Genomic DNA, 18,533 nt, shown 5'->3' with positions numbered 1-18,533 from the left:
CCCTGCCACGCGGTCAGGCCCGAGATCGGCAGACTCGCACCCACCGCGAAGTCAACATCGCCCGGCAGCGGCGCGAGGTTGCGTGCCTCGACTGCCACATATTCAGCCAGGGTGCCGTCGCGATTCCAATCCGTGAGGCCGAATACCCGCTGTCCCACCGACAGCCCCGTTGTGCCATAGCCGAGTGCGGTGACCACTCCGGCCAGCTCGTGCCCGGGGATCGACGGTGTTCGGTCACGGTCGAGGCGATCGGTCCAGGTCGAAGGCCAACTCAGCTCGGTCCCAACGAATCCCGACGCGTAAATCTGAACTACGACGTCGTTTATCGCTGCCTGCGGCCCGGGCCGCTCCACCAGTTTCATCCCGGCTGTTCCCGCAGCCTGGTCTGTTACAACGATCGCTTTCATAGCACGCCTCCTTTTTTGCTCATCAGCAAACACCTACTTAATGAAGTGATGTTGCTGTATATTACTGTTTTCATTTTTTTTGTTTTTATGTTAATACTGATAATTGAACGGTCCCAAAAAATACCCATCAGGCAGTAGTTGCCTGTCGCACTGCCGTTCCCTGGTTATTGTCGATGATATACCGCCAGAACCCATCCGCACCGCGGCGCGCGATATCGCATGCCGACCCTCCGAGGTGCACGTCCTTACCGTCAGGACCCTTGCCATCAATCGACCAGTCCAGGACGATCTGTGCGGTATCGCCGGCAACGAACACATGGCGCACATTGGTCACCAGTGGCAGGCCGAGCTTGATATCTGGCTCGATTGTGGCAGCGATCTCCGCGTGATCAATGATGGTTCGCCCGTCGTTCGCTATGAACACGGCATCCGGGGCATACATGGCCATCTGGTTGCTGATATCGCCGGAGTTAAATCGCTTAACCAGCGACGGGATAATGTCTTCGGGCTTAGTAGGGAGCGGAAAGGAGTCGGACATCTGTTCAGTTTTTGATTTCATCTGTTCAGTTTTTGATTTCATCTGTTTAGTTTTAGCGTTATATAAAGTTATCTGCCACCACTTTTTGCGACTCCTACAATGCGGCATTGATAAAGTTGAATTTTCACACTATATCAAATGGGAGCGTAGTATCCATGCAATTTTTTCATGATACTCAATCAAGCCTGTTAAATAATCACTGGTGCCAGAGTCTTTCAATTGCTCCGCCGAACGGTTAATCCGCATCCTGATGTTTATAATGATAGCTTCGTGATCATTCAATAATTCTTTTATAAAGCCTTTACTGTCGTTCTTTTCTCTTATCTGTTCGGTAAGGTGCGTTAATTCAAGAAATTGTTTTAAAGTCGCTGGCGCATAGTGACCTAACATTCTTATCCGCTCTGCGACCCTATCTACAATTTCAGCTATCTCGTTATATTGCGATTCAAACATTACATGCATTGAATGGAAATTTGGCCCCTCAAGGTTCCAGTGTGCATTCCGTGTTTTAGAATATAATACAAATTCGTCCGCAAGAATGTGGGAAAGAATCTCACTGACTTCTGCAAGATGTTGCTCGCTTATTCCGATGTTTGGCTTCATGATATAAAATTTCGATTCGTTAATTTCCGTAAAACTATGTTCGCATTAGCGTGTGGGAAATGACATTTATCACAATGTGTACTAAACATTATCCCGCTGAATATCGGCTATGGGACCGTTCATTATTCCATCTATCAGGGATGCATAGTTAATGAAACACCTAACCGGTTCAGTGCATTGATATTGATGACCGCTACAATCAATTTGGCAGTCATTTCTTCTCCAAAGAGTGCAACAGCCTCGTCATAGGTTTGATCGCTCAGGCCATGATCTGCGATGAGGGTGATTTCTTCGGTAAGCCTTAAAATAACCTGCTCCTCTTTACTAAACCAATTCTTCGCTTCGCGCCATGCACTTAATACAAATAGCCTTTTGGGATCTTCACCATATGTTATAGCATCTTTGCTGTGCTTATGCAGACAATACGCGCAACCATTGATTTGGGATGCTCTGATTTTGATGAGCTCTTGATGTAATTTATCAATTCCCGAATTTGTCACGGCTTGTGACAGCTGCATAAACTGTGGGTATAGTCTACAAAATTGGTCCAATTCCCCCATGTTACATGAACATTGCCCGGAGGACCTAAAATACCAATGCGGTCCAATACCGGTAATATGAAGCCAGCCCCTAACGAGAATCGTAATAGTGCCTGTGCTATTGGAAAAATCTTTTTCATTATGGATTTATATGAATAGGTAAAGTATCTGGATGAGGTACCCAGGAAAATATAATGAAGTAGTCCGGTCGCTTTTGATATTGTCTCCTTAACAAAGGAAGCTGGTAATCTTCTTTCTATAAATGACATATGTCACAAAAATCCACGTAATTTCTCTCGTATGCAGTTTGATTCAATTAGCTGAAGTCCTTTCTCAGTCGGCTTGACTTTGTCACTAAGATATGCTTCAAAAATGTCAAACATTATAGTGTCAATTTTCACTCCTCAGGCTAATCAATATAGTGGATTATTATGTGTGACAAATGTCAATGTTAGAAAGAGCGCAAGATATTAGCTTGCACTCTTTATGCTTTGATAATTTAAGGCATCAGGCAGAGTGTAGTTTATCATTTTAACCCTAATTAATGTATGATATCAATAGACGCGGATGAATACAGGCTTAAAACGGAAAACAAAAATTTTTATTTGGACGTTGTCCGGGGGCTGACGCAAGTCCCAAAAAGGTTATCGTCAAAATACTTTTACGACAAAAAAGGCGACAGTCTTTTTCAGGCAATAATGATGTCTCCGGATTATTATCTTACGAGATGTGAAATGGAGATTTTTACCAGTCAAACCAAAGAAATTGTTGACAGTTTAACAGCTCAAAACTTAGATTTTGAATTAATCGAATTAGGCCCCGGCAATTGTGCTAAGTCTATTTATCTATTGCAGGCCCTTACTGCGGTGGGTGTGTCTTTTAATTACATTCCTATCGACATATCTGAAAATGTAATTGGTGAGTTGCAATCATTCCTGCCTGCTAAAGACCCGGATTTACGATTTAATGGATTGGTAGGCGATTACTTTGACACATTGGCATCCCATTGCTTATTAAATGAAACGCGGAAGGTTGTGATGTGTTTAGGAGGCAATATCGGCAATATGACTATGGCGGAAAGTAACAAATTCTGTGAAAAGTTACGTGGTTATTTACAGCCTGGTGATCAGTGTATAATAGGATTTGATCTCATAAAACATCCAGCTACTATCAAGCGGGCATACGATGATCGGGAGGGGCTTACCAGGGAATTTAATCTAAACCTGTTGAATAGAATTAACCGGGAATTGAGAGCGGATTTCAAGATTGACCAGTTTGATCATTATTGTAGCTATGATCCGCTGACCGGAGCGGCGAAAAGCTATCTTGTTTGTTTAAGCAATATGGTGGTGCATCTACCCGGTGCCAGAATTCCTTTTGAGAAAAATGAATGTATATGGACTGAAATATCACAGAAATATTCAAAAAGCCAGATTCGCCAAATGGCGGTCAATAATGGGTTTATCCATACTGCAGAATTTTTAGATACCAAATCATGGTTTATGGATGCAATTTGGACAGCCGTTTAACATTGCGCGACACCATTTTCGCTCAACCCACATATGCCGAAGCTATTAACAATCATTTCAGTCCAATACATCTTCATCCAAAAGTATAATTATGGTCAGTATTCGCGATGTAAGTAAGTCTTTTGGAGATAATGTAGCTATAGATAGCGTGAGTCTTGATATTTCTGAGGGCGAACACGTTATATTATTAGGGCCAAGCGGAAGCGGTAAAACTACTTTACTCCGCATGATTAACGGCCTCGTAACACCGTCATCCGGTACAATACTGATCAATGGACAGAACATCCGGGAGCAGCCACAAGATGAGTTGAGGCGGCAGATTGGTTATGTACTGCAACGCAACAGCCTCTTCCCTCATTATTCTGTCGAAGAGAACATTGGGGTGGTACCAAATCTGTTAAAATGGGACAAACAAGCCATTCGAAATAAAGTTATGGAGCTTATGAAAAAGTTGCGTTTACCTGAGAAATATCTCTCCCGTACACCAGATGAACTAAGCGGGGGCGAGGCACAGCGGGTAAACATCGCACGTGCTCTTGCTACAGATCCCCCAATATTATTAATGGACGAGCCATTCAGCGCTTTAGATGCTATTACCAGGAAATCAATACGCGAACAATTTATGCATTTGGATGAATTCCGAAAGAAAACCATTATTATGGTTTCACATGACATTCAGGAAGCGTTTGAATTGGGTGATACTATTCTTTTGCTTCATCACGGAAAACTGGTTCAAAAAGGAAGACCATCAGAATTATTATACAATCCCGCTAATGATTTCGTAAGAGATTTTCTTTCAAACGACTATTTACAACTTTCGTTTGCAATTACATCTATTGCTGACTTATGGAATTATCTGTCTGGAGAAGGCCATAATGAAGAAGATTTTTCAGGAGAACCTGTCTGTGCTACTACTTTATGGAATGCGATGGAGTTCTTTCGGGATAAAAACGAAGACTGTCAATCCATAGCGATTCGACATGAACGTACTGGTGAATGGAAACGCGTCACATGGAATAATCTCATGAATGCTTATAGCTCACTTCAATGTAATAATCGCAGATGAACGATAATAATAATCTCTGGGATTTTGTTACCCGCCATTGGGAGAAACTGCTTGAGCAAACCGGGCAACATATCGGGCTTACTTTTATGTCAATATCTCTCGCGATAATTGTTGGCGTTCCAACAGGTATTCTTATCAGCCGAAAAAGAAAGTTATCATCCCCGATTCTTGCATTCGCAGGAGTTTTGCAAACAATTCCAAGTCTTGCATTGCTCGGGCTGCTAATTCCTTTGTTAGGTATTGGCCCCAAACCAGCCATTGCGGCTTTGTTCTTATATGGCCTGCTTCCTATCATTCGCAACACATACACCGGCATTTCAAACATCAATCCAGAAATAAAGGAGGCTGCAAGAGGATTGGGCATGAGTTATAAGCAATCGTTGCTAAAAGTAGAGCTACCGCTGGCAATGCCAGTAATTCTTGCTGGCATTCGTATCGCAACGACTATCAACGTTGGCGTAGCGACGCTCGCGGCTTATATAGCTGCCGGTGGATTGGGCGAGTTTATTTTTGGGGGAATTTCCCTAAACAATACAACAATGATGCTTGCAGGAGCAATACCTGCCGCCTTGCTGGCTCTTCTCTTTGACTTTCTGCTTTCACGTTTTCAAAAAATAAGATTCAAGAAAATTGCAAGCATTTTTTTCATCATGATGGCAATTGTTTTGCTTTCCGGTTTCTACATAATTCCATCCTTAGAAAGAAGTAAATTATTAGCCGGATTTACTCCCGAATTTATGGGACGTATTGACGGTTACCTTGGTCTGCAACAAACATATGGTTTAAACATGTCTACAGTGGTTATCAACGATGCTGTCATGTACAAAGCAATTTATGAAAAGAAACTTGATGTAGTCAGTGGTTATAGTACCGATGGTCGGATTGATGCTTACCAATTAGTCAGTTTAACGGATGATAAAAAAATATTTCCCCCTTATTATGCTGCGCCGATTATCAAGGAGCGGACGCTCGAACGGTTTCCGGAGTTAGAACCTGTCCTCAATCTACTGGCAGGCCGGATTAATGATTCGATCATGACTTCCCTGAATTACCAGGCAGACTATCTCCATCGTGAGCCAGCTGCTATCGCCCGTGAGTTTCTTGAAAGCCAAAATTTATATAAACCTGCCCGGCCCGTTGGCAAAGCCTCTATCAGGGTCGGCTCCAAAGTTTTTGATGAGCAATATATTCTGGCCAGCATTTATACGCAGCTTATCAGGGGTTATACGGATCTAGACGTTTTACCGAAAACCGGATTAGGTGGGACTAAAATATGCTTTGACGCACTTATGAATGATCAAATTGATTTATATCCGGAATATACAGGAACAGGTCTAACGGTCATGCTACATGCTGATACTGCTACTGTACGAAAACTTGCAGTAAATAAGGATACAGCGTATGCTTATGTGAAACAAGCATTTAAACAACGATTCCAGGTTAAATGGTTAAAGCCGGTAGGATTCAATAACACCTATGCCATAATGATGCGGAAGGAAGACGCTAAGCGGCTGGGAATCCGGACAATTAGTGATTTGTCTGATTATTTAAATTTACAACGATGATAGATCTTAAAGACAAATATCAGAGAGTTCGTATTAGAAGCGAAGAAATCTGTGCGACCCTGAAAACGGAAGATTACGTGGTACAACCCGTGGTAGACGTAAGCCCACCCAAATGGCATTTGGGACATACATCCTGGTTCTTTGAAACATTTATCCTGATACCTCATCTTCCGGATTATTCCTGTTTTAATCCTTCTTATCCGTTCGTATTTAACAGTTATTACGAGAGCTTTGGTGTACGTGTTATCCGAACCAATCGTGGCAATTTAAGCCGACCGACTGTCGAGGAAGTCTATCAATATCGTAGGCATGTAGATGCAGCAATGGAACAGTTACTTAGTTTACCAATAAGCGATGAATTGAATATGCTGACTGTTTTGGGACTCAATCATGAAGAGCAGCACCAGGAATTGTTGACGACTGACATCAAATATATCTTAGGACATAATCCGCTCTTTCCAACGTATAAAGAACTAGTGGATGCTGTTGAACCAGATTCTCCCTGCGATGAATCTATTGTCATGCATGAAGCCCTGTATAACATAGGTTACAAGGGTGATGGATTTTGTTTCGATAATGAGGTCGGGCTTCATACGGTCTTTCTCCCGACATTTAAAATAGCGAAAGAATTGGTCACAAATGCTCAGTATCTCGAATTCATCGGGGACGGTGCGTATCACAAACACGAATACTGGCATGCAGAGGGCCTGGATTGGATAAAAAATAATAACATTAGTGCACCACTATACTGGCATTGGATAGGTAACCAGTGGCACTACTACAATGCATCCGGACTTCAGCCATTGAGATTAAACGAGCCAGTGACACATGTCAGCTATTACGAGGCATCCGCCTTTGCTGCCTGGAAGGGTATGCGATTGCCAACTGAATTTGAATGGGAAGCTGCGTGTCAACAATTTGAATGGGGTAATAGATGGGAATGGACTGGCAGCGCATATCTTCCATATCCCGGATATATCAGAGCCGCTGGCCCTATCGGAGAATATAACGGCAAATTTATGGTTAATCAGATGGTGCTTCGCGGGGCTTCAATTGTTACTCCGCCGGGGCACAGTCGGCCCAGCTATCGTAATTTCTTCCATCCCCATTTAAGATGGCAATACACTGGTATCAGGCTGGCACAGAGCATTAACTCAGATGACGTATCTGCCAAAGCAATCCATACAGACGAAAAACCACCGGCTATTGAATGATAGGAAGTCATCGACAAAGACAAGCACGCTTTTATTAATAAATTCAGTATAAGTATTATTCACATTTAAAAAGCAAAAAAATGGAAAAGAATCTTCAGGAATTATCAAACGCCATGAATAAAATGGTAACAAATGGTCAACTTATTGACGCTGCTGAAAAGTATTACGCATCAAATATCAAGACCATCGAATTTGACGGCAAAGTGACTGAGGGAAAGCAAGCAGCTATGAAGAAGCTAAATGACTTTGTAGGCTCAATTCAAAAGGTGAAAGAAATTACGCTTCTCCGATCTGTTTCTGATGATAATGCCTCTTTTTCAGAATACATCTTAGATTTCGAAATGAAGGACGGGACTGGAGTCTATTTGCATGAGATAATCCGCTCATTATGGGAAAACGGTCAAGTTGTAGAAGAGCGATATTTCAAAGGATAGCGCAAAAATAATTAACGTCAAAGCCGATGAACCATATTTCAGTAATACAGAGAACGAATCAAAAGAATATAAATGGATAAAGTCACTTTAAAAGCAACACTTATAAAGGCGCATCTCGAAACACTTCAACACTTAAGGGATGAATATGCAAGCTATCAAAGCGGTGGCAATCTGAATCTGGATGAAGTACGTGACGCTGACGATAACTCACACAGAGAACAGACTGAAGAATATTTACAGGCTATGGAAAGGCAAATTCATCAGCGGGAGAACGAAATTAAAGTGCTTCGTGATTTAGATTTTGGCCACAAAACTTCTGTGACAGAAGGCGCATTAGCACTGGTCAATGGCCAATATTATATTATCGGGATACCTGCTTGCCAATTTGACCTTGAAGGAAAGCATTTTGTTGCAATGTCACCTGATGCACCTTTTTACCAGGAACTTATGGATAAGAAGCAAAATGATTCATTCGTTTTCAACGACAAGACGTTTACGATTGAATCTATTTTTTAACCTTAAAAATACAATTATGCTAAAATGGCCTGACGTTATAAAATTTGCCAATATCGGCAACCCCGTTCCAGATAAACGAGTAGAAAAAACACAAGAAGAGTGGAAGGCAATCCTGACGCCGGAGCAGTTCAATATTGCCCGACTCAAGGGTACAGAGCGTGCATTCAGCTCTGAACTTTGCTCTTATTTCGAACCAGGAAGATATGCCTGTATTTGTTGTGGTACGGAACTTTTTGATGCTGAAACAAAGTTCGAAAGTGGAACAGGATGGCCTTCCTTCACTCAGCCTATAAAGGAAAATGCGGTCGCATACCATAAAGAAAGCTCCTTTGGTATGCAGCGTATTGAGGCACTCTGTAATACTTGTGATGCCCACCTGGGACACGTTTTTCAAGACGGTCCTAAGCCGACCGGACTTCGCTATTGTATGAATGCCCTTTCCCTGAAAAAAGTCGCTGTAAATGAAAAAAAATAGATTTTCACGGTATTGGCAGATACCGTTATTAGTTCTTTATTCAACATTTCTTTACTTATTCATTAATTTATTGAATCATAATAAAAATGAACATAATTGACATTCATGAAGGGGATAATGGAATCACTTTTTTTTCACTCATGGTCGATGGCAGCGAAGCAGGCCTGATGATGTTTAATAAGCATCCTGAACTTTATGGTGACATTCGAGGTAATTGAAATTATATTATTACATTTAAAGCGCCGATGGAAGAAATTATTGCTGCTCTAAACAATACAAATAACAATTAAAAATAGTATGAGAAAGCTGGTTTTATTTATGCATGTATCGCTCGATGGTTTTGCAGCAGATGCAAACGGCGGGCTGGACTGGATTTCTTATGACAGTGAATTGCAGGAATACGCTGATGGAATAGTGGCTACTGTTGGCTCTCCTGTATATGGACGGGTAACCTATGAATTGATGGCAGGCTACTGGCCTAAAGTGCTCGATAATCCCGATGCAAGCGATCATAGTAAGGCACATGCCCAATGGGTAGATAAAGCAACTAAAATTGTGTTTTCCAAAACCATGAAAAAAGCAGAGTGGAACAACACTATAGTTATAAATGAAAATATTGCCGAAGAAATAAATAAGCTAAAACAACAACCAGGGAAAGACCTCGTGATATTTGGCAGTCCTGGACTGGCGCATTCGTTTATGGAGCTTGATTTAATTGATGAATACCAGCTTACGCACAACCCGGTGCTATTAGGAAGTGGTATACCTGTATATCAAAATATAAAAAACAAAACCAATCTTAAGCTGGTAAAGGCAACACCATTAAAAAGCGGGGTAGTAGGATTACATTATGCAAAAAAAAGTGTTTGAGTACTAACTGGCTTTATCGTATACGAGCTTCATAGCATAGTCACCGTCGATTGAGCTCGAATTGGCCTGGATAGACAAAGACTTTCCATATACACCACTGAGGAAACTGTGCAATTTTTTCACTTTTCGACTCATTTAATTTCCATTCACCAGAAAAGTTGGCGCGATCTGCGGTCATACCGGATAATGTAAAGAATGCAGCGGTAATAAGAGAACCGGCTTGTTACTTGCAAATGTTGTCACGAATTTTTGGTAGTAGCTCATAAATAATGGTTTCAGGAGTTTTGAGTATTAACTAAATTTTTCAACATCCTCCACTTCTCGGTATGGCATAAATCACGTTGCCTGAAACGAATAAATTGAAGACCTTATTATCTATAGCAGGAAGAAGCAGTTTCCATGTTTTGCCCTTGTCTGATGATCTGTAAATGCCGTCTGGATGTCCACAAAAAAAGTTTTCACCAACCTGGATAATGGAGGCAGTCCGTTGGTCACCCTTAAGGCCGGCATCAATTGGCTGCCAGGTTTTACCTCCGTCGTAGGTTGTGCGGACTCTCCTGGTCTCCGACTCTGTATTGTAAGTAATAGCAGCGAATCCGCCATTGATGCTTTCTACATCGATGCCAACACCTCCCTCATGGAGCACAATATCCCAGTTTTCACCTTCATCGGTCGACATTATTATACCACTCCGGCTGGTCGCCATAAGTACACCATTTGACTCAACTAATTTCATTATCCAGCCTTCGGTAAGAACTTCTTTCCAGGTTTTACCATGGTTTGTGGATTTGAAAAGACCGGTCTCGCATCCAATGAAAACGGTGCCCCCGGCGGTTTCAAAAACGTTGCGAATCCCTTTTATTTGAAAATTTGTGTACATAGGTGACCATATATTCGTTCCGTTTATTTTTTGCAAAAAATGGCCATTCCAATTGTACGCAAATGACCTGGTGTTACCCGGGGCAATGCTGCTTTGATTGCCAGGGAAAATCTCTTTTTTCCAAAAAGGAGGTGTCGAATTTGGTTTACTGTGATAAATTCCATTTCCAGCACTTACATAAACACCACTATCATTTGCAAAGAATCCATCTCTCTGGAAATCCTCCGCCTGCAAATTTTCAGGCAACCCTTCGCTAATGTCCTGCCATGTCTGTCCGCCATCTGTAGATTTAAAAATGATGTTTGCAGCTGCAGCCTTATTTGTTTTTTGTTTTTGCTGACTGTCCGGGAGAGGGGATGACTCTGGAAATTCTAAAGCCTGATCAGCGGCAAATGAAAACAGAAAAAGGAATAAAAAAGCAAGGTTAAAGATTTTCATGACTATTGGTTTGGTGAAAGATGACGATAAACGATTCCGTAAAATTTCATGTGCAAAATTGTTTTAACGAAACATATCCAAACATACGAACCTGCGTTGCCACTTCTTGTAAATCAATTGTAAAAAGAAGTGTAAATGCTTGTAAATTCTGCTTAAACCGGCTTTCCGCGCAACATAAAAGGCGCGGAATTGAGACTTAGCAGGCAAAATAAAAATGCACGAACTAGGTTGGGCTTGTACAATAAAAAAGGTAATTGAATATTAGTTGTCTTTGTCGTATACCAACTTCATATTATTCTCGCCGAAGATTGAGTTTGAATTGGCCTGGAGAGAAATAGACTTTCCATCATTGATCAATTTCCAAACCTCTTGTACTTTTATTTCTGTTCCCCGTATAGTTATAACCGAGTTAACAGTCATAGTCTGGCCATCATCTGACCACTTTACGGTAGACTTCTTTGTGCCTCCAAAAAAAGTATCTTCATTTTCTTTACCGTCGAAGTTCAGTTTCTCTTGTCTTGTAACCAGCGCCCCTTCAAGAGAGATTGCCAGGTCTAGCGTTAGAAAATCTGCCTGCCCGGCTATTTTCATTGTTTTAGATGCAGCCAACCAATCCAAACAAACCTTATCGCCAGTACCAAACTGTCCAGGTTCACTTTTCGACTCATTTAGTTTCCATTTACCGGAAAAGTTGGCGCGAGCTGCTGCCATACTTGTTAGCCCGTGGGAGATTATAACGTCTTTGGTTTCGGTCTTAATAGTATTTGTTGGTAGGTCAGTTTTGTTTTGTGCTTTACAGGCACTGCAAAAAACAAACACCAGGAACAAAGCCAATAACTCTGAATATTTCAAGCGACCCATTCTGTTCCGTTTAATATGGTAAAATGTAATGTCCATGTTTGAATTTTCAACATCCTCCGCTTTTCGGTATGGCATAAATCACGTTGCCGGAAACAAATAAATTGAAGACCTTGTCATTTACAGAAGGAAGAAGCAATTTCCATGTTTTTCCTTTGTCTGATGATTTAAAAATGCCAGCAGGATGACCACAAAAGGCGACCATACATTCGTTCCTTTTAATTTTTGTAAAAACCGGCCTTCGTAATTATATGCAAATATCCCGGCCTTACCAGGCGCGATGCTGCTATGTTTATCAGGGAAAATTTCTTTTTTCCAGAAGGGGGCAGTGGAATTTGGCATACTGTGATATATCCCATCTCCAGCACGTAAATAGAGCCCATTATCATTGGCAAAAAAACCATCTCTCTGTAAAACATTTCCCTGCCAGATATCGAACAGCCCTTCACTAATGTCCTTCCAGGTTTGTCCGCCATCAGTAGATTTAAAAACCATGTTTGTAGCTGCAACCTCATCTGTTTTTTGTTTTTGTTTACTATCCGGGAGAGGGGATGCCTGTGGAAATTCTAAAACGTGGTCAGCGTTAAATGAAAACAGAAAAAGGAGCAAAAAAGCAAGGTTATAGATCTTCATGACTATTGGTTTGGTGAAACAATTAGTAAATGTATCAGGCATTAACAACCGTGAGGCATTTTAATTGTAAAAAAGTTGTAACGGAAATGTAAAAAGAATTGTATCCACGAATAAGCCAGAAACAAAAGTCAAAAGAAGCCTACGGTTCGAAAAAATAGAACTTTATACTGTAAATTCGGTTGTAATTAAAAGCGAGGCTTATAATCAACGCTAAAAGATATCAACGAGACATAAATATCAAAATGCGGTTCGACAAACATCTTCCGACAGCACGATAAAACCCTACATTAAGCATTTTGTAGTGTCGGAAAATGAATTCCAAAATGAATACAAAGTTTTCCCATCATCGGGACTGGTCATCGGATTCCAGTACAAAGGCAAGCTTTCGACTATCAAGGAAGGTGTAGTTAACGACCTTAACGCAGCGGGGATTACAGGGATTACCGACAGCTATAAAATTTTCAAAAACTCGGCACACATCGGAACCATTCTCGTGTATCAAAATGTGTGCGATCTACGGGATTGAGAAATGGCAGGTTTCTGTCAACAAAATGACCTGCACCTATTATGATAAAGGAGGGAACGAAATTCTGGTTGAAGAAATCCCTCAGTAATCAAAAAATATTTTTACGTAGGATTTATTGTTATGCCATTTCAAATTCTTTAGAGATAGGGAATGAAGGCTTATGGGTTTCCAGGCCGAATCAAATATTGTAAAGATAAATCACCTTATCGTGGTATAGGAAAGTACTTTCTTTGGGCGTAATTTGCATTTGAATCCATCGCAGGTTTTAGTGCTGCCTGGCACATACAGAACCTGCCCTATTAGTAAAAAATCTTACGATACCATCAATCACAAGTAAACTGCCCGATCTTAAATCCTGTTTTAATTCACGAAAAACAGGTTAGGGCGATGACCAGCTAACGGCATTTCTTTTACCTCTTAAAACCTTTTAATTATGCAAAAGTTAATTAGCCGCGTTGTCGTTGGCGTATTCCTCTGCTCATTTTCCTTACTCACATCCTGCAAAAAAGACGTCAAAGAATCAAAGGTGAGCGAAACATTGCAGGTAAAACCCTCCGAAGAATCAGATGATCAGTTGGAAATTAATGGTACTGGCTTTGGTAATGAACTTTCGTCGGTAAAATTATCATTCAATGGCAAGCCTGCTACAATCAAAACTGTATCAGATAAAAAAATCATCGCGACTATCCCAACAAGTGATATAAAGGGACCTGCTGACTTATCTATAAATGGAATCACCATTAATCTTCCCGTTTTCAGTTTGTGGAAAACAACGGTAAGCACATATGCAGGAACAACGGTGGAAGGCTATGCTGATGGTAATAAGGATGTTGCTCAATTTAACGGTGTCGAAGGAATTGCTGTGGATACCGCGGGTAATCTTTATATCGCCGATGCAAATAATAACAGGATAAGAAAAATTACAATTGCGGGTGTTGTTAGTACAATTGCCGGAACTGGTGTCGCCGGGTTCGCTGATGGTATTGCATCGGTTGCCATGTTTTCAAAACCAACCGGGATTGCCGTAGATAATAATCTTAACATTTATGTCGGCGACAAGAATAATCATCGCGTGCGGAAAATAACCCCGGCAGGAATTGTATCTACTTTAGCAGGCACTGGTGTTGCCGGGCTTTTGAACGGAAGCGGCTCGGTTGCAAAATTCAATACACCTTGTGGTTTAACCTTAGATGCTTCTAACAATGTTTATGTTGCTGACCAGGTAAACAATTGTATCAGGAAGATAACTCCACTCGGTGTAGTCAGCATGTACGCAGGCACCGGGAATATGGGTTTCCAGGATGGTAATGCCCTGGGAAGCGCACGTTTCACCTATCCGAGTGCATTGGTTTTTGATAAGCTCGGAAATTTATTTATAGCTGACCGGCTCAATAACAGTATAAGAAAAGTATCGGGCGGAATTGTCAGCACCGTTGCCGGAAATGGATGGGAGGGTGCAACTGACGGAACAAAACCCAACGTCACCTTTCATTTTCCTTCAGGAATAACCGCAAATTCATCAAACACGCTATTTGTTACTGATTCCGATAATGATCGCATCAGGAGAGTAAGTTCAATAGGGGTTGTAAGTACTTATGCAGGAAGTCTAAATGGATACCAGGACGGAAATGCTTCCGTTGCATTATTTGAATATCCCAGGTCAATCGCTATCGATTCAAAAGGAATTTTATACGTGGGAGAGAAAACCAAAATCAGGAAAATCACGCGAACTTCTATTCTCATTTTCCAATGACGAGTAATCATTAAATCTTCTTAAACTTAGCCTTTCTAAAAAGCACCATCGATATCGCATTCTTGTCTTTGGTATCAAAGACCAATGAAGCTCCGTCATCGGGATTAACAAACTCGCTTTCCCCAACCGGGAGTACTTTATATCTGTAGCCCCTGTCATTGCCATACAATATATCATCCTTAACCTCAAATTTTATCTTCCAGTCTTTATTATCAACATTCTGGTATTCACCTTCCAAAAGTTTCAGGTATTCAATTGGAACTTTCTTAACCAGGTCGTCTGTGTTTACGCCGTTGTTGTTTAAAATTTTGATAGCGCTTTCATTACCCGGGTTTAATCTTACAGATTGTTTATAATTTTCGATGGCGGCCGTTTTGTTTCCAAGAGCCATGAGCGCCTCACCATAACTATCATAAACATTTGATGATTTAGGAAACGCTTCTGTATTGAGTTTAAAAATTGCAGCTGCCTCTTTCACTTTGCCCGATTGCAGGAATTGGTACCCTGTGCTGTTCATTTCGTTTTCATCAAGGTAATACCCGGTTGAGTCCTTGATTCTTTTAAAATTTTCAAGTGCAGCCGGAATCCCGGATTTCTCCATCCTCTCCGCCATTAAATAGGCAACAGATCTATTTGGAAGGTTGAACGATTTATCATATATAATTGCAGCAATGGCACTCGTCATTTCATCGAGAGGAGCACCACCTGTGTACCGCAAGAGACATTAAAGAAGCCAGAGATGAGCAAGACTAAAGGGAAGCCCGTCTGAATAATAGATCTGATAGATTTACTGATCATTATTGCAAGTTTATTATTGATGAAGTAAAAACAAACAGCCCTTTGTGCAGGCAGGGTAATGTTTTATGTCCAACCCTGAAATGAAGTCCAATTTATAATAAAAATACAAGGTAATGACCGCAAGGGTGAGTTAAGGCAGTTCTTAAGGTTTCATGAGCAAAAATTGTTTTAACTTGACATAATCAAATGTACGCACCCGTGTTGCTGCTACTTGAGAATTAATTGTAAAAAGAAATGTAAATGCGTGTAAATTCTGCTTTTGCGGGCTTTTTCCTTAACCGGTTGGTGGTATGGTCCATCGTTATGCCTGCTATTTTTTTTATCACCTCGTCTTTCACAGATCATTCTGACCGCGACATAAGGGTGAAGCAAATGAACATTGTTATCCGTCAGCTTGGTCATCGGTTGCTGCTTCAGGCAGGTGACTCAACCTCAAGGGTAATGCCCGTTACCGAGACTAAAAAAGGCACCTTTCAGCTCAGGTTCGAAAATGATTTCATTTTTAACCACGACTCGCTTATGGCGCTATCAAAGGGCTTGCTTCCCAAAGCACAGTTTCCTTCCGGTTACACTGTTACAGTACATGATTGCAAGACCGGGGGCATCATATATGGTTTCCAGCTAAATAATAATTCGCCGGACATGCTGGCTTGCAGTGGCAGAAGTCAGCCCGCAGGTTGTTACACAATCGAATTTGCCTTTCCGGATTTTTATGTGGATGCAATAGAGAAGAAAGCTGATGTAGACCAGCTGACTGAACCTGTTTATGTTGAGCCGAAGGAAGTCAATGCAAAACGAGAAGAATTAAAAGCGACAAGCTCAAGCGTTGACATAGACCAGCAGACTGGAGAACCCAAATTAGTTAAAGCTAATCCCGGGGAAGTCAATCCGAAACTTAAAGACATCAAAACCACAACCGTCAACTATCCATCAATCAATATGGTTTATGGTGGCATGTTGGTGCTGTTTGGTATAGCCTTGTTGATTGGGCGTTATGGGAAAAGGTTAAAACCGGTGTCTGTGCCGAATCAAGGGAATGCTATATTACAAGACCACGCTATAATAGAAGAGTCCGTTCCTGAATTGCCTTCGCTCGGAAAATTCTTATTTAATGCAAAGGATCAGCACTTGCTTTTAGGGTCTGAGTTAATTAGTCTCACAGACAAAGAATGCAAGGTGCTGGAATTGCTACACAACAATTTCGGTGAACTGATCCCCCGCGAAACGCTGATGGACGAAGTCTGGCTTAAAGAAGGGGTGATCACCGGTCGCAGCCTTGACATGTTTGTGTCGAAACTTCGAAAGAAATTAAGCCCTGATCCTGAACTTAGAATAACGAATGTTCATGGGAAAGGGTATAAGCTTGAAATACCTGAACCATAGATGATTTAAAAGCAAAGTAGCTGAAAGTGTGCAAATTCAGTTGATCTGATTATTTCCAGCACATTGTAACCCAGGCAGAGTTGGTGTAGTCAAAGAACAAATCAAAAGACTAAACATGAAACTTCTGCCATTTTTTATGCTCATCCAGCTTTTTACGGCCGCTCAGGGCGTTCACAATAAAGCGGGCCGTTCATCCTCTGTAATAGAAAAAGAGATTGACGGGCTTTTTGACAAATGGAACCATAGCGAAACTCCAGGTGCCACGGTTGCTATTGTAAAAGACGGTCGGATGGTGTTCTCAAAAGGCTATGGTCAGGCCAATCTTGAATATAATTCAGCCAACAAACCGTCTACCAGCTTTCATATCGCTTCACTGTCCAAGCAGTTCACTGCTTATTGCATTTTATTATTGGAAAAAGAGGGAAAAATATCACTGGAAGATGAGATTGGGAAATACCTGCCTGAAATGCAACCTGCCGTCAGGTCTGTTAAAATCAAACAACTGCTCAATCATACCAGTGGCATAAGAGAATGGATTTACCTTATGGGCCTTTCGGGTTGGGGCTTGAATGACCTTTTCACCCAGGAAGAAATCCTAAAGTTGCTGAGTCAACAAAAAGAATTAAACTTTGATCCTGGCAGCCAGTTCATGTATATAAATTCCGGGTATACACTTCTTGGAGAAATTGTGTCAAGGGTCTCTGGTAAAAGTTTTTCTGAATTTACCAATCAGTATATTTTCAGGCCATTGGGCATGGCCGATACGAAGGTGTTGGCGGATCACGAAGAAATAATAATGCACAGGGCTTATTCTTATTCTTTTGAAGGTGGAAACAGCTACAAGAAAAAAACATTAAACCTTGCTAATGTAATCGGTTCTACAGGTGTAATGAGTACTGCGGAAGACTTAAGTAAATGGGTAGCCCACCTGGAAGAACCTACAATTGGTAATAGGGAAATGATTCAAAAAATGAGTACTAAGAGTATTCTTGTTACAGGCGATTCAACCTCTTACGGCATGGGGCAATTTATTGGATCCTATCGGGGACTTCGGACAATTGAGCACGGTGGATCTGACGCAGGTTTTCGGACCCATCTACTACGTTTCCCGGATCAGCGCCTTTCCATTATTGTCCTGGGTAATGTTGCTTCGCTAAATGCTAACGAGCTTGCCTATAAAATAGCTGATTTTTACCTGGGTGCGGAAAAACCAAAACGTACCAATGGAGTTGTTGTTACAAAGAATTCAGAAGAGAAATTTGCGAAGATCGATTTAGAGATATTGAAAAAATATGAAGGTAAATTTGAGTTGCAGCCAGGACTGATTATGGACTTTAAAGTGCAGGGTGATAACCTGACAGTAAACGTGACCGGGCAGGGTAAATTCACATTACTGGCTATTTCCCAGAGCTCCTTTACGATTCCTGGGCCTGGTGCAAACATAAAGTTCAAAGATGGCGAAGGGGAAGTCAATGAGTTGGACTTCCAGATAAATGAAAGACAAATGC

The 18,533-nt window shown here is 41.3% G+C and carries 21 protein-coding genes; 13 read left to right on the top strand and 8 right to left on the bottom strand.

Annotated features, from left to right (window positions below; genetic code table 11):
- The 4 genes from VK664_RS01075 to VK664_RS01060 all read right to left on the bottom strand — a co-directional run.
- On the bottom strand, positions 1 to 407 hold a 407-nt coding region (locus tag VK664_RS01075; RefSeq protein ID WP_461396741.1), incomplete at its 3' end, for an alcohol dehydrogenase catalytic domain-containing protein.
- 127 nt (positions 408 to 534) lie between these two features.
- Positions 535 to 987: a YybH family protein gene (locus VK664_RS01070; protein ID WP_461396740.1), complete on the bottom strand. Its 453-nt coding sequence runs from the start codon at positions 985 to 987 to the stop codon at positions 535 to 537.
- 87 nt (positions 988 to 1,074) lie between these two features.
- The gene (locus VK664_RS01065) at positions 1,075 to 1,548 is read right to left on the bottom strand and encodes a Dps family protein (protein ID WP_461396739.1); all 474 of its coding nucleotides are present in this window, start codon (positions 1,546 to 1,548) and stop codon (positions 1,075 to 1,077) included.
- 134 nt (positions 1,549 to 1,682) lie between these two features.
- The gene (locus tag VK664_RS01060) at positions 1,683 to 2,066 is read right to left on the bottom strand and encodes a carboxymuconolactone decarboxylase family protein (protein ID WP_461396738.1); all 384 of its coding nucleotides are present in this window, start codon (positions 2,064 to 2,066) and stop codon (positions 1,683 to 1,685) included.
- A 569-nt stretch (positions 2,067 to 2,635) separates the two neighbouring features.
- On the opposite strand from VK664_RS01060, the gene VK664_RS01055 reads away from it, so the two are divergent.
- The 9 genes from VK664_RS01055 (at position 2,636) to VK664_RS01015 (ending at position 9,756) form a co-directional block, all read left to right on the top strand.
- On the top strand, positions 2,636 to 3,616 hold the full coding sequence (locus VK664_RS01055; RefSeq protein WP_461396737.1) for an L-histidine N(alpha)-methyltransferase: 981 nt from the start codon (positions 2,636 to 2,638) through the stop codon (positions 3,614 to 3,616).
- Positions 3,617 to 3,707: 91 nt separating this feature from the next.
- Entirely contained in the window at positions 3,708 to 4,682 is a 975-nt protein-coding gene (locus tag VK664_RS01050) for an ABC transporter ATP-binding protein (RefSeq protein WP_461396736.1), read from the top strand.
- Complete coding sequence (locus VK664_RS01045) at positions 4,679 to 6,247, top strand: ABC transporter permease/substrate-binding protein (RefSeq protein ID WP_461396735.1); 1,569 nt, start codon at positions 4,679 to 4,681, stop codon at positions 6,245 to 6,247. Before VK664_RS01050 ends, VK664_RS01045 begins: the two co-directional genes overlap by 4 nt.
- Complete coding sequence (gene egtB / locus VK664_RS01040) at positions 6,244 to 7,461, top strand: ergothioneine biosynthesis protein EgtB (protein WP_461396734.1); 1,218 nt, start codon at positions 6,244 to 6,246, stop codon at positions 7,459 to 7,461. Before VK664_RS01045 ends, egtB begins: the two co-directional genes overlap by 4 nt.
- A gap of 80 nt (positions 7,462 to 7,541) precedes the next feature.
- On the top strand, positions 7,542 to 7,895 hold the full coding sequence (locus VK664_RS01035; protein ID WP_461396733.1) for a hypothetical protein: 354 nt from the start codon (positions 7,542 to 7,544) through the stop codon (positions 7,893 to 7,895).
- 72 nt (positions 7,896 to 7,967) lie between these two features.
- Positions 7,968 to 8,411, top strand: a complete 444-nt coding sequence (locus tag VK664_RS01030) for a hypothetical protein (RefSeq protein WP_461396732.1) — start codon at positions 7,968 to 7,970, stop codon at positions 8,409 to 8,411.
- Between the two features lie 16 nt (positions 8,412 to 8,427).
- Positions 8,428 to 8,886 carry a peptide-methionine (R)-S-oxide reductase MsrB gene (gene msrB / locus VK664_RS01025; protein WP_461396731.1) on the top strand — a complete coding sequence of 153 codons (459 nt, stop codon included), beginning with the start codon at positions 8,428 to 8,430 and terminating at the stop codon, positions 8,884 to 8,886.
- Between the two features lie 86 nt (positions 8,887 to 8,972).
- The gene (locus VK664_RS01020) at positions 8,973 to 9,104 is read left to right on the top strand and encodes a hypothetical protein (RefSeq protein ID WP_461396730.1); all 132 of its coding nucleotides are present in this window, start codon (positions 8,973 to 8,975) and stop codon (positions 9,102 to 9,104) included.
- Between the two features lie 79 nt (positions 9,105 to 9,183).
- Positions 9,184 to 9,756: a dihydrofolate reductase family protein gene (locus tag VK664_RS01015; RefSeq protein WP_461396729.1), complete on the top strand. Its 573-nt coding sequence runs from the start codon at positions 9,184 to 9,186 to the stop codon at positions 9,754 to 9,756.
- Positions 9,757 to 10,060: 304 nt separating this feature from the next.
- Here VK664_RS01015 and VK664_RS01010 read toward each other — a convergent pair whose 3' ends face one another.
- From VK664_RS01010 to VK664_RS01000, 3 genes are all read right to left on the bottom strand, one after another.
- Positions 10,061 to 11,074, bottom strand: coding sequence for a WD40/YVTN/BNR-like repeat-containing protein (locus tag VK664_RS01010; RefSeq protein ID WP_461396728.1), 1,014 nt, complete (start codon positions 11,072 to 11,074; stop codon positions 10,061 to 10,063).
- Between the two features lie 261 nt (positions 11,075 to 11,335).
- Entirely contained in the window at positions 11,336 to 11,935 is a 600-nt protein-coding gene (locus VK664_RS01005; RefSeq protein WP_461396727.1) for a hypothetical protein, read from the bottom strand.
- A 117-nt stretch (positions 11,936 to 12,052) separates the two neighbouring features.
- Positions 12,053 to 12,565: a beta propeller repeat protein gene (locus VK664_RS01000; RefSeq protein WP_461396726.1), complete on the bottom strand. Its 513-nt coding sequence runs from the start codon at positions 12,563 to 12,565 to the stop codon at positions 12,053 to 12,055.
- Positions 12,566 to 13,068: 503 nt separating this feature from the next.
- On the opposite strand from VK664_RS01000, the gene VK664_RS00995 reads away from it, so the two are divergent.
- Both VK664_RS00995 and VK664_RS00990 read left to right on the top strand, forming a co-directional pair.
- Entirely contained in the window at positions 13,069 to 13,179 is a 111-nt protein-coding gene (locus tag VK664_RS00995; protein ID WP_461396725.1) for a DUF1398 family protein, read from the top strand.
- A 345-nt stretch (positions 13,180 to 13,524) separates the two neighbouring features.
- Positions 13,525 to 14,844 (top strand): IPT/TIG domain-containing protein, encoded by a 1,320-nt coding sequence (locus VK664_RS00990; RefSeq protein WP_461396724.1) that lies wholly within the window; start codon positions 13,525 to 13,527, stop codon positions 14,842 to 14,844.
- A 10-nt stretch (positions 14,845 to 14,854) separates the two neighbouring features.
- On the opposite strand, the gene VK664_RS00985 is transcribed toward VK664_RS00990, so the two are convergent.
- A complete protein-coding gene (locus VK664_RS00985) occupies positions 14,855 to 15,562 on the bottom strand; it encodes a tetratricopeptide repeat protein (RefSeq protein WP_461396723.1) in 708 nt (235 codons plus the stop codon).
- 320 nt (positions 15,563 to 15,882) lie between these two features.
- On the opposite strand from VK664_RS00985, the gene VK664_RS00980 reads away from it, so the two are divergent.
- Positions 15,883 to 17,025 (top strand): winged helix-turn-helix domain-containing protein, encoded by a 1,143-nt coding sequence (locus tag VK664_RS00980; RefSeq protein WP_461396722.1) that lies wholly within the window; start codon positions 15,883 to 15,885, stop codon positions 17,023 to 17,025.
- Positions 17,026 to 17,140: 115 nt separating this feature from the next.
- A partial coding sequence (locus tag VK664_RS00975) for a serine hydrolase domain-containing protein (protein ID WP_461396721.1) occupies positions 17,141 to 18,533 on the top strand: 1,393 nt, incomplete at its 3' end.

This window comes from Flavitalea sp., from assembly GCF_035489435.1.
In the GTDB taxonomy this organism is placed as follows: Bacteria; Bacteroidota; Bacteroidia; order Chitinophagales; family Chitinophagaceae; genus DATHKG01.
Note: the sequence above shows the minus strand (reverse complement) of the source record. Positions and strands in the feature narration are given on the sequence as shown.